This window comes from Actinoallomurus sp. NBC_01490 (assembly GCF_036227085.1).
Lineage (GTDB): Bacteria > Actinomycetota > Actinomycetes > Streptosporangiales > Streptosporangiaceae > Actinoallomurus > Actinoallomurus oryzae.
In genome coordinates, this window is sequence record NZ_CP109433.1 from 5813622 (window position 1) to 5825941 (window position 12320).

Annotated in this window: 9 protein-coding genes and 1 pseudogene; all 10 read left to right on the forward strand. The window is 73.3% G+C overall.

What is annotated here, in order from left to right; translation table 11 throughout:
• Positions 1–61: 61 nt before the first annotated feature.
• The 10 genes and pseudogenes from OG417_RS27085 to tyrS all read left to right on the forward strand — a co-directional run bounded on the left by OG417_RS27085 (position 62) and on the right by tyrS (position 12045).
• A complete protein-coding gene (locus tag OG417_RS27085; protein ID WP_329261865.1) occupies positions 62–1600 on the forward strand; it encodes a serine/threonine-protein kinase in 1539 nt (512 codons plus the stop codon).
• Positions 1597–3108, forward strand: coding sequence for a serine/threonine-protein kinase (locus OG417_RS27090; protein ID WP_329261868.1), 1512 nt, complete (start codon positions 1597–1599; stop codon positions 3106–3108). The genes OG417_RS27085 and OG417_RS27090 overlap by 4 nt, the downstream gene beginning before the upstream one ends.
• A gap of 181 nt (positions 3109–3289) precedes the next feature.
• On the forward strand, positions 3290–4318 hold the full coding sequence (gene argC, locus OG417_RS27095) for an N-acetyl-gamma-glutamyl-phosphate reductase (RefSeq protein ID WP_329261871.1): 1029 nt from the start codon (positions 3290–3292) through the stop codon (positions 4316–4318).
• Positions 4319–4472: 154 nt separating this feature from the next.
• The gene (argJ, locus tag OG417_RS27100; protein ID WP_329261874.1) at positions 4473–5627 is read left to right on the forward strand and encodes a bifunctional glutamate N-acetyltransferase/amino-acid acetyltransferase ArgJ; all 1155 of its coding nucleotides are present in this window, start codon (positions 4473–4475) and stop codon (positions 5625–5627) included.
• Positions 5624–6529: an acetylglutamate kinase gene (gene argB / locus OG417_RS27105; RefSeq protein WP_329261878.1), complete on the forward strand. Its 906-nt coding sequence runs from the start codon at positions 5624–5626 to the stop codon at positions 6527–6529. Before argJ ends, argB begins: the two co-directional genes overlap by 4 nt.
• Before the next feature lie 65 nt (positions 6530–6594).
• Positions 6595–7767, forward strand: a complete 1173-nt coding sequence (locus OG417_RS27110; protein WP_329261880.1) for an acetylornithine transaminase — start codon at positions 6595–6597, stop codon at positions 7765–7767.
• 109 nt (positions 7768–7876) lie between these two features.
• Positions 7877–8377: pseudogene (locus tag OG417_RS27115) on the forward strand (arginine repressor); the annotation flags it as partial.
• A gap of 281 nt (positions 8378–8658) precedes the next feature.
• Entirely contained in the window at positions 8659–10089 is a 1431-nt protein-coding gene (gene argH, locus OG417_RS27120; RefSeq protein ID WP_329261883.1) for an argininosuccinate lyase, read from the forward strand.
• A complete protein-coding gene (locus tag OG417_RS27125; protein WP_329261885.1) occupies positions 10089–10712 on the forward strand; it encodes a DNA-3-methyladenine glycosylase in 624 nt (207 codons plus the stop codon). The genes argH and OG417_RS27125 overlap by 1 nt, the downstream gene beginning before the upstream one ends.
• Before the next feature lie 70 nt (positions 10713–10782).
• Positions 10783–12045, forward strand: coding sequence for a tyrosine--tRNA ligase (tyrS, locus tag OG417_RS27130; protein ID WP_329261887.1), 1263 nt, complete (start codon positions 10783–10785; stop codon positions 12043–12045).
• Positions 12046–12320: the final 275 nt, after the last annotated feature.

The window sequence follows — 12320 nt, forward strand, 5'->3', positions numbered from 1 at the left end:
CGCGAGGCCACGGCCGGTGGTAGGTACCCCGGCGGTCCGAGGCCGGGGGGTGAGGAAGCGGATGACCGAACGCGTGCTGGTCGGCCGCTACCGGCTGGTGGGTCCTCTCGGCCGTGGCGGCATGGGCGTTGTGTGGTGGGCGCGCGACGAGACGCTGCGCCGCGAGGTCGCGGTCAAGGAGGTCCTCCTTCCCGGCGGCCTGCCCGAGGCCGAGCGCGCCGACCTGTACCGCCGGGCGATCCGCGAGGCACGCGCGTCGGCGCTGCTCGACCATCCCGGCATCGTCACCGTGCACGACGTGGTCGTCGAGGACGATCGCCCGTGGATCGTCATGGAGTTGGTGGCCGGCCGCTCGCTCGCTCACGCGGCCCCGCTGCCGCCGCCGGCGGTCGCCGCGATCGGGCTGCGGGTGCTGGAGGCGCTCGGCGCGGCGCACGCGCGCGGGTTCCTGCACCGCGACGTGAAGCCGACCAACATCCTGCTCGCCGACGACGGCCGGGTGGTCCTCACCGACTTCGGCATCGCGAGCCTGGAGGGCGACCCGGCGCTCACGCGCACGGGCGACTTCGTCGGCTCACCCGGGTTCGTCGCCCCCGAACGCCTGCGCGAGCGGCCGGTCGGGCCCGCCTCGGACCTGTGGTCGCTGGGCGCGTCGCTGTACTCCGCCGTGGAGGGCCGCCCGCCGTTCGCGCGGGCCACGCCGGCGGCGGCCCTCGGCGCGGTCCTCACCGACGAGGCCCCGCCACCCGTACGCGCGGGCCCGCTCGCACCGGTGATCGCGCGCCTGCTGGACAAGAACCCGGACACCCGGATCTCCGCCGACGAGACGGCCCGCGCGCTGGGGCGGGTGGCCGCGGGCCTGCCGTCCGGGCTGCCCGCGCCGCCGCACGGGGCGCCGGCCCACCGGCTGCGGGCCGTGGTGCCGCTGGCCGCGGCGGCGGCCGTCCTGCTCGTCGCGACGCTCGCGACCGTCGCCTTCCGCGCCCGGGGAGCGGACCACCCGCACGCCCGTTCCTCCGCGTCCCCGGCGGCCGCCGCCCCGGCGAGCCCGTCCACCGCCGGCCGTTACGTCCGGCCGTTCGACTTCTGTGCCCTGCTGACCCCGGACCAGGTCACCCGGCTGGTCCCGCACGCGTCGAAGGTGCCCGACGCCCACTCGTGCGCCTGGACCGCGGCGGCGCGGCACCAGGCCGTCTCCGTGTCGGCGGAGTCCGTCTACGACCCGAGCACCGAGACGGCGGCCGAGGACCCGTGGACCGCCACCCCCGGCGCGGCCCGGGCCTCCTACGACCAGCAGTACGCCGTCGACAGCAGGCCGCGTTCCGGCATCGCGTGGGGCTGGGACGAGATCGGCGTACGGCGTAGCGGCGCGCGGCAGAGCGCGGCACGTCGCGTCTCAGGGGTCGGCGAGGCCGCCTACCTGACCGAGACCTCCCAGAAGGGGACCGTGGAACGGGCCGACGTGACGTTCCGTGACAGCAACCTCTACCTGTCCGTCTGGTTCGTCGCCGCGGACGGCTCCGGCGACGCCGCCCGGATCCGTGCCGGCGCCCTCGACGCCGCCCGGTGGGTCTCCCAGGCTCTGCGGCGGATGCCGTGACACGGGTGCTGGCCGGCCGCTACCGGCTGTCGGAGCAGCTGGGCCGTGGTGGCATGGGCGCGGTCTGGCGCGGCGACGACGAGTTGCTGGGGCGTACGGTCGCGGTCAAGGAGCTCTCGCTGCCCCAGGGGATCACCGCCGAACGCCGCGCCGTCCTGTGCGAACGCGCGATCCGCGAGGCCCGGGTGTCGTCCCGGCTGAGACACGCCTCGATCATCCGGGTGCACGACGTGATCGCCGAGGACGACCGGCCGTGGATCATCATGGAACTGCTGGCCGGCCGCACCCTCGACGAGGTCGGGCCGCTGCCCCCGCAGCGGGTGGCCGAGATCGGGCTGGCCGTGCTGGACGCCCTCGGCGTGGCCCACGCGGAGGGCGTGCTCCACCGCGACGTCAAGCCGGGCAACGTCTTCCTGTGCGACGACGGCCGCGTGGTCCTCACCGACTTCGGCATCGCCACGCTCGCCGGCGAGGTGTCGCTGACGGCCTCCGGCGGCCTGGTCGGGTCGCCGGGCTACATGGCGCCCGAGCGCCTTCGCGACGACACCGCCGGGCCGCCCTCGGACCTGTGGTCGCTCGGCGCCACGCTCTACACCGCCGCGGAGGGCCGGCCGCCGTTCGACCGCCGGACCGTGGCGGGCGCGCTGAGCGCCGTGCTGACCGAGGACCCCCTGCCGCCGCACGGGGCCGGTCCGCTGGGCCCGCTCCTCACGGCCATGCTCGCCAAGGACCCGGCACACCGGCCGCCGCCGGACGCGATACGGGGGTTCCTGCTCCGTGTGGCCGGGGGAGAGGCGCCCGCGCTCTGGCCGGGCGCCGACACGGCCGGCCGGGCGATGGCGGTGGTCCCGACGGCCCCGGTCCGCCCCGGCGCGTGGTACCGGCGGCGCGGCCCGGCGCTGGCGATCCTCGCGTCGGCACTGGCCTGCGGGATCGCCGTACCGGCCGGGATCGCGCTCGCCGGAAAGGACGACGCCGCGAAGTCTCCGCCCGTACGCCCGCCGGCGGATCCGCAGCGCGGGCGGTTCGCGACCATGCCCCGGCCCTGCGCGCTGCTCACCTCCGCGGAGGCGTCCCGCCTCGGCGCCGGCCGGACGCCCACCGCCGAGACGCAGGGCTGCCGCTGGGGCACCGGGCTCACCGAGGGCTCGATCGAGATGTGGCTCCAGCACTTCACCCCCCGCGACGCGCTGACCGCGCCGGGCCTGGCCGAGGCGTACTACGCGGACAAGAGACGGCAGTCCCAGATCTCCGCGCACGCCGCCGACAAGATCAACAGCACCCGGTCCGGGGTGACCGACGTCCCCGGCGTCGCCGACGCGGCGTTCGCCTTCGACGAGACCGACGGCATCGACTCCGGGCGCTCGTCCACGGTCTGGCTGCGGTCGAGCAACGTGGTCGTCAAGGTCGTCTACACGGACCCCACCGGCGCGACCGGCGCCGCGCGGCTCCGCCAGGACGCCGTCGCCGCCGCGCGTACCGTGGGCGCGCGTCTCGCCCGGCTCTGACATCACGCGGCGTGGTCCGGGGCCCGGCCGGGATGGCCGCCTCCGGCCGGTGGACCGTGCGTCCGCTGGTCACCGGCTCGGAGGCCGTTCCGATCGGTCACGTTCCGCGAAGATCAGTCTTGCATGATGATGCATCTCAATGCATACTTTCACCATTGCCTCGAGAGCGGAGACGAGACGTATGGGTGCGCGTGTGGCGGTCGCCGGAGCGAGCGGATACGCGGGTGGCGAGCTGCTGCGCGTCCTCGCCGGCCATCCCGGGTTCGCGATCGGCACGCTGACCGCCGGGTCCAGCGCGGGCACCCGGCTCGGGGCGCACCACCCGCACCTGCATCCGCTCGCCGACCGGGTGCTGGAGGAGACGACCGCCGAGACCCTCGCCGGGCACGACGTCGTCTTCCTCGCCCTGCCGCACGGCCAGTCCGGGGCGATCGCCGCGACGCTCGGCGACGACGTGCTCGTGGTCGACTGCGGCGCCGACTTCCGGCTCGACGACGCGGGCGAGTGGGAGCGCTTCTACGGCACGCCGCACGCCGGCACCTGGCCCTACGGCCTGCCCGAGCTGCCCGGCGCCCGCGAGCGGCTCCGCTCCACACGGCGCATCGCGGTGCCCGGCTGCTATCCGACCGTGTCCCTGCTCGCGCTGTTCCCGGCGTACGCCGCGGGCGTCGCCGAGCCCGACGTCGTCATCGTCGCGGCGTCCGGCACGTCCGGCGCGGGCCGCTCGGTCAAGCCGCACCTGCTCGGCAGCGAGGTCATGGGCGCGATGAGCGCCTACGCCGTGGGCGGCGTCCACCGGCACACCCCCGAGATCGCGCAGCAGCTGTCCGCCGTGGCCGAGGCCCCGGTGACGGTGTCCTTCACGCCGACCCTCGCGCCGATGAGCCGCGGCATCCTCGCCACCTGCACGGCCAAGGCCGCGCCGGGGCTCACCGCGACCGCGCTGCGCGAGGCGTACGACCGGGCCTACGCCGACGAGCCCTTCGTCCGCCTGCTGCCCGAGGGCGAGTGGCCCTCCACCTCCATGACGCTCGGCGCCAACGTCGCCGCGGTGCAGGTCACCCTCGACGAGCGGGCGGGACGGATCGTCGCGGTGGCCGCCATCGACAACCTGACCAAGGGCACCGCCGGCGGTGCCGTCCAGAGCACCAACCTCGCCCTCGGCCTGCCCGAGGATCTCGGCCTCACCACGATCGGAGTCGCACCATGAGCGACGCGCGCGAGGCATCGATGAGAGCGACTCAAGTGAGGCCGGGCCTCATGGGCGGAGAAGCGAGACCCGTGTGTGTCGCCCGTGAGGCATCGGTGAGTTCCGCCGCAGCGAGGACCGGCCTCGCGGGCGGAGAAGCGAACAAGGAGAACCCGTGAGCGTCACCGCCCCACTCGGCTTCCGTGCCGCCGGCGTCGCCGCCGGCCTCAAGGACGGCGGCCAGCGCGACCTCGCGCTGGTCGTCAACGACGGCCCGTCCCGCGCGGCGGCCGGAGTGTTCACCCGCAACCGCGTCAAGGCCGCGCCGGTGCTGTGGTCCGAGCAGGTCGTGCGCGGCGGGCGGGTGCACGCGGTCGTGCTCAACTCCGGTGGCGCCAACGCCTGCACCGGGAGCGACGGCTTCCAGGACACCCACCAGACCGCGGAGAAGGCCGCCGACGTCCTCGGCGACTCCGCCGCCGAGATCGCGGTCTGCTCCACCGGCCTGATCGGCGAGCGGCTCCCGATGGACCGGCTGCTGCCGGGCGTGGCGGCGGCGGCCGCGGAGCTGTCCCGCGACGGCGGGCTCGGCGCGGCCGACGCGATCCGCACCACCGACACCGTCGCCAAGATCTCCTTCCGGCGGGCCGCCGGCGGCTACACGGTCGGCGGCATGGCCAAGGGCGCGGGCATGCTCGCCCCGGCGCTCGCCACGATGCTCTGCGTCATCACCACCGACGCCGAGGCCGACCCCGAGACCCTCGACCGCGTCCTGCGGCACGCAACCGGGCTGACCTTCGACCGGCTCGACACCGACGGCTGCATGTCCACCAACGACACGGTCCTCCTGCTCGCCAGCGGCGCCACCGGTGTCCGCGCCGACGAGGCCGAGCTGACCGCGACGGTCACCGACGTGTGCGCCGACCTGGCCCGCCAGCTCCTGATCGACGCCGAGGGCGCCACGAAGGCGATCGCGATCGAGGTCGTCGGCGCCGCCAGCGACCACGACGCCGTCGTGGCCGGCCGCGCGGTCGCCCGCAGCAACCTGCTCAAGTGCGCGATCCACGGCGAGGACCCCAACTGGGGCCGCGTGCTGTCCGCGGTCGGCACGACCGAGGCGGTCTTCGAGCCCGACCGGCTCAACGTCGCGATCAACGGCGTCTGGGTGTGCCGCAACGGATCGTTCGGCGACGACCGCTCCAAGGTCGACATGCGGCCGCGCGACGTCACGATCACCGTCGACCTCAGCGCCGGCACCCACAGCGCGACGATCCACACGACCGACCTGACCGCCGACTACGTCCACGAGAACTCGGCGTACTCCTCATGACCTCCCTCCCCCCGACCCGCGACGCCACCGAGGCGCTGCGCAAGGCGACGACGCTCATCGAGGCGCTGCCGTGGCTGCAGGAGTTCCACGGCAAGACCGTCGTGATCAAGTACGGCGGCCACGCCATGACCGACGAGGCGCTGCGGCCGGCCTTCGCCCAGGACGTCGCCTTCCTGCGCTACGCCGGGCTGCGCCCCGTTGTCGTGCACGGCGGCGGCCCGCAGATCAACGCCCAGCTCGATCGACTCGGCATCGAGTCCAGCTTCAAGGCGGGGTTGCGCGTCACCACCCCGGAGACCATGGACGTCGTCCGCATGGTGCTGGTCGGCCAGGTCAGCCGCGAGGTCGTCGGCATGCTCAACCAGCACGGCGCGTTCGGCGTCGGCATGTCGGGCGAGGACGCTCGGCTGTTCACCGCCGAGCGCAAGCCCGCGATCGTCGACGGCGAACCGGTCGACATCGGCCAGGTCGGCGAGATCGTCGAGGTCGACGCCGGCGCCGTGCGCAGCCTCCTCGACGACGGCCGCATCCCCGTCATCTCCAGCATCGCGCGGGGCGACGACGGCGTGGTCTACAACGTCAACGCCGACACCGCGGCCGGTGCGCTGGCGGTGGCCCTGCAGGCGACCAAGCTCATCGTGCTCACCGACGTCGACGGCCTGTACGCCGACTGGCCGCCCACCGGCGACCCGGGCGACGTGATCGCCCGGCTGACCGCCGCGGAGCTGGAGAAGATGCTGCCCGACCTGTCCGCGGGCATGGTGCCCAAGATGGAGGCGTGCCTGCGCGCCGTACGCGGCGGCGTGCCCCAGGCGCACGTCCTCGACGGCCGCATCGCGCACTCGCTGCTACTGGAGATCTTCACCGACGAAGGGATCGGGACGATGGTGGTGCCGGCATGAGCGAACGAAGTGAGCGAATCGGTGAACACAGCGTGCCTGGTCTCTCCGCCGACGAAGGAGGGCACATGAACGATCTGCGCAGCCGCTTCGAGGCGGCGATGATGCCCAACTACGGGGTGCCGCCGCTCGCGCTCGCCCGCGGCGAGGGCTGCCGTGTCTGGGATCCGGAGGGCAACGCCTATCTCGACCTCATCGGCGGCATCGCCGTATCCGCGCTCGGGCACGCGCATCCGGCGCTGGTCGCGGCCGTCTCGGCGCAGGCCGGCACGCTCGCGCACACCTCGAACCTCTTCGTGCACGAGCCCGGTGTCCGCCTCGCCGAACGCCTCGTCGGGCTGCTCGGCGGCGACGGGCGGGTGTTCTTCACCAACTCCGGCGCCGAGGCCAACGAGGCCGCCTACAAGCTGGTCCGCCGGCACGCAGGTCCGAACCGCACGTACGTCGTCGCCGCGGACGGCGGGTTCCACGGCCGTACGATGGGCGCGCTCGCGCTGACCGGCAAGGCGTCGATCCGCGAGCCGTTCGGGCCGTTCGGCGCCGACGTCCGCTTCGTGACCTACGGCTCCGTCGACGCGCTGCGCGAGGCCGTGACCGGCGAGTGCGCCGCGGTGTTCCTCGAGCCCACCCAGGGCGAGGGCGGCGTCGTCCCGGCCCCGGAGGGCTACCTCGCCGCCGCGCGGCAGATCTGCGACGAGACCGGCGCGGCCCTGGTCGTCGACGAGATCCAGAGCGGCATCGGCCGCACCGGCGTCTGGTTCCAGCATCAGCGCGAGGGCATCCGGCCCGATGTGATCACCCTCGCCAAGGGCCTGGGCGGCGGGCTGCCGATCGGCGCCTGCGTCGCCTTCGGCGACTACGCCACCGCGTTCGGCAAGGGCGACCACGGGTCCACGTTCGGCGGCAACCCGATCGCCTGCGCCGCCGCGCTCGCCGTCCTCGACACGATCGAGAAGGAAGGCCTGCTCGATCACGTCACCGCCGTGGGCGAGCAGCTCGCCGACGGGATCGCGGCGGCCGGCCACCCGCTCCTGGCCCGGGTCCGCGGTGCCGGTCTGTGGCGCGCCCTCGTGCTGTCCGAGCCGAAGTCGGCCGACGTCGAGGCGGCCGCCCGCGATGCCGGCTTCCTCGTCAACGCGGTCAAGCCCGACGTCATCCGCGTCGCGCCGCCTCTGATCATCACATCCGGCGAAGTCGCCTCCTTCACGGCGGCGTTGCCGGATATCTTGAGGAAGACATGACCGAGTGGAACGAGCGAATCGGTGACCGCGGCACCTCGGCCGCGGAGCCCCGACGCCCGGGCGGACGCGGAGCCCGGGGAGTGTTTTCGCAGGGAGCGGCGGAGGACACATGACCACGCCCCTGACCAAGACCGCGCGTCAGTCACGCATCGTCGAACTCCTGGGCCGCAACGCCGTGCACTCCCAGAGCGAGCTGGCCAAGCTGCTCGCCGATGAGGGAGTCGACGTGACGCAGGCGACCCTGTCCCGCGACCTCGTGGACATCGGCGTGGTCAAGCTGCGCGCCGCGGACGGTTCGCTGATCTACACCGTGCCCGGAGAGGGCGGCGAGCGCATCCGCCGGGCCCGGTCGCGCGGAGCCGAGACGTTCACCGGCCGGCTCGCCCGGCTCGCGCAGGAGCTCCTCGTGTCCGCGGAGGCCTCCGCGAACCTCGTGATCGTGCGCACGCCTCCGGGCGCCGCGCAGCTGCTCGCCTCGGCCATCGATCACGCCGACTGGTCGTCCGTGCTCGGCACGGTCGCCGGAGATGACACGATCCTGGTCATCTCCCGCGACCCGTCGGGCGGCGCCGCACTCGCGTCCTCGCTGCTGGCGCTGACCGAACGCCGCGCCGAGCCGCCGCGCGAGACCGGCCCCGGCCGGCGGCCCCACCCGCCCTGGGAGCCGGCGGACGACCTGCCGCACGTGCCGGCAGGCCGCGGCGCCGGCACGCACCCGGCTCCGGAGAACGCGGAACGATGAGCCTAGGGCCAGGTCAAAAGCCCTTTTAGTGGTGAGCGGCGCGACCGCGAAGCGTGACCGTCAGGTCGGCTGAACGCGCCCGGCCGTGATATTGCAGTGATAGCGGAGAACACTCCATGTCGTCGTCGATTCGTGAGAGAAGAACCAGCGTGACGGATGAGCAACACCGCAGGACGCCGACCAGGCTGTGGGGCGGACGGTTCGAGGGCGGGCCGTCGGAGGCCCTCGCCCGGCTGTCGGTGAGCGTGCAGTTCGACTGGCGCCTCGCGCCGTACGACCTGCTCGGTTCCCGAGCCCACGCGCGGGTGCTGCACCGTGCGGGCCTGCTCACCGACGACGAGCTGTCCCGCATGCTGGGTGCGCTCGACGACCTGGAGGCGGCCTGCCGCTCCGGAGAGTTCCGGCCCGCCGTGGCCGACGAGGACGTGCACACCGCTCTCGAGCGCGGCCTGCTCGAGCGGCTGGGCACCCTCGGCGGAAAGCTGCGCGCCGGCCGCAGTCGCAACGACCAGGTCGCCACCGACCTGCGGCTCTACCTGCGCGACCACGTACGCCAGATCGTGTCCCGGCTCGTCGAGCTGGAGACCGCGCTCATCGCGCAGGCCGAGCAGAACATGGGCGTGGCCGCGCCCGGCATGACGCACCTGCAGCACGCGCAGCCGGTGCTGTTCTCCCACCAGCTGCTGGCCCACGTCCAGGGGTTCGCCCGCGACGTCGACCGGCTGCGCGACTGGGACAAGCGCGCCGCCGTCAGCCCGCTCGGCTCCGGCGCGCTCGCCGGGTCCTCGCTGCCCCTCGACCCCGAGACGGTCGCCGACGAGCTGGGCTTCGACGCGGCGGCGCCCAACTCCATGGACGCGGTCAGCGACCGCGACTTCGCCGTGGAGTTCCTGGCCGCCGCCGCGCTGATCGGCGTGCACCTGTCGCGGCTGGGCGAAGAGGTGGTGCTGTGGGCGTCGCAGGAGTTCCGGTGGATCGAGATGGACGACACCTACGCCACCGGCTCCTCGATCATGCCGCAGAAGAAGAACCCCGACGTCGCGGAGCTCGCGCGCGGCAAGTCCGGCCGTCTCATCGGCCACCTCACCGCCCTGCTCACGACGCTCAAGGGCCTGCCGCTGACCTACAACCGTGACCTGCAGGAGGACAAGGAGGGCGTCTTCGACGCCGTCGAGACGCTGCTGCTGGTCCTGCCGGCCGTGTCCGGGCTCATCGCCACGATGCGCGTCAACACCGCGCGCCTGGAGTCGCTGGCGCCCCAGGGGTTCGCCCTCGCCACCGACCTGGCCGAGCTGCTGGTCCGCAAGGGCGTGCCGTTCCGCGACGCGCACGAGGTCGTCGGTCACCTCGTGGTCTGGTGCCAGGTCAACGACAAGGACTTCGGCGACCTCACCGACGAGGAGCTGGCCAAGGTGTCACCGCACCTGACCCCCGACGTACGCGACGTGTTCTCGGTGCAGGGGGCGCTCGCCGCCCGCAAGGCGTACGGCGGCACCTCACCCGAGCGGGTCGCCCAGCAGCTGACGGCGCTGCGGTCGCTCGCCGACTCCCACGCGTCGTGGGCGGCCGACGAGTCCTGATGGCCGCCGTGCTGCCGCGTTCGTTCTTCGATCGCCTGGCCGAGGAGGTCGCGCCGGACCTCCTCGGCTGCGTGCTCACCCGTACCACGGCCGAAGGCGTCGTCTCGGTCCGGCTGACCGAGGTCGAGGCGTACGCCGGCCCGCGCGATCCGGCCTCGCACGCCTACCGGGGGCCGACGAAACGCAACGAGGTGATGTTCGGGCCGCCCGGTCACGCGTACGTCTACTTCACCTACGGCATGCACTTCTGCGTCAACCTCGTCTGCCTGGGCGAGGGTACGGCGGCGGCCGTGCTGCTGCGGGCCGGTGAGATCGTCGAGGGGCGTGAGCTGGCCGCCGCCCGCCGCCCTCGCTCATCGGCGCGTGACCTCGCCCGCGGACCGGCCCGGCTGTGCGAGGCCCTGGCCATCGACCGCGAGCTGTCCGGCACCGACGTCTGCGATCCGGCGAGCCCGCTGCGCGTGTCGGCCGGATCACCCGCGTCGTCCTTCCGCACGGGCCCGCGCACGGGGGTCAGCAGCGCCAAGGACGTGCCGTGGAGGTTCTGGATCGACGGCGACCCGAGCGTGTCCCCGTACCGTCTCCACACGCCACGGCGTCGTACGGTGATAGATCAGGGCTGAAAACCATTATTTTTGTCGTCGGCAGTACCGGCATGCTTGTTGCCGGACGTTCGATGAGACGAGGGAGAACGTGACCGACATCCTGGATGACCTCGCGTGGCGCGGCCTGATCGCGCAGTCCACTGACCTGGACGAACTGCGAGCCATGCTCGCCGCGGGGCCGGTCACGCTCTATTGCGGGTTCGACCCGACCGCGCCGTCGCTGCACGTCGGCAACCTGGTCCAGCTCCTGACCCTGCGGCGTTTCCAGCTCGCCGGGCACCGCACGATCGGCCTGGTCGGCGGCGCGACGGGCCTGATCGGCGATCCGTCGGGCAAGAGCGCCGAGCGGACGCTGAACTCCGAGGATGTCGTGGCGGGCTGGCTCGAGCGGATTCGCGAACAGGTCTCGCGGTTCCTGTCGCTCAGCGACGACAAGGGCATGATCGTCAGCAACCTCGACTGGACCGGATCGATGTCGGCCATCGAGTTCCTGCGCGACGTCGGCAAGCACTTCCCGGTGAACCGCATGCTGGCCCGTGACATGGTCCGGAACCGCCTGGAGACCACGGGGCTGAGCTACACCGAGTTCAGCTACATGCTGCTGCAGTCGCTGGACTACCTGGAGCTGTACCGCCGCTACGACTGCCGGCTCCAGACCGGCGGCAGCGACCAGTGGGGCAACCTCGCCTCCGGCGTCGACCTCATCCGCCGGGCGGAGGGCGCCACGGCCCACGCACTGACGACACCGCTGGTGACCCGCGCGGACGGCACGAAGTTCGGAAAGACGGCGGGCGGGGAGACGTACTGGCTGGATCCGTCGCTGACGACGCCGTACGCCTTCTACCAGTTCTGGCTCAACGCCGACGATCGCGACGTCGTACGGTTCCTGAAGTTCTTCAGCTTCCGCGGCCGGGAGGAGATCGAGGAGCTGGAGAAGGCGACCGGCGAACGCCCCGCCGCCCGCCTGGCCCAGCGCGCCCTGGCGGAGGAGCTCACGACACTCGTTCACGGTGAGGACGAGACGGCGAAGGTGATCGCCGCGTCGCGGGCGCTGTTCGGGCAGGGGGAGCTGGGGGAGCTGGACGAACGGACGCTGGAGAGCGCTCTGGCGTCGGTTCCGTCGGCCGAGGTGTCGGCTCCGCTGCCGTCGGTGGTGGACCTGCTGGCGGAGACGAAGCTGGTGGGCAGCAAATCGGAGGCCCGCCGCACGATCGCCCAGGGCGGCGCGTACGTCAACAACGTCAAGGTGACCGACGAGGCGGCCGTCCCGTCGACGTCGGACCTGCTTCACGGCCGCTTCCTGGTCCTGCGCCGCGGCAAGCGCAACGTGGGCGGCGTGACGGTCTCATAGCGGGTCTGAGAGACCGCCCGGGCGCTCGCCCGCCGCGAGCTACCGGCAGTACGGCAGGAGGGACCGCCGGGAACGCTCGCCTGCCGCGAGCAGGGGCACGGCGCTGCCGTACGGTTCGCCACGCCCGGCCTGGGGCCGGGCGCGGCCGCGGCGCCGTCCGCTTCGTGCACGCGGCCGCGTAGCGATGATCTACAACGTAAAGGCGGCGTCCCTGTGCGGGCGCCGCCGCGCTACGTAAGTGTTCCCGGCGATCGTGGCCGTGGGTCCTGTGACTG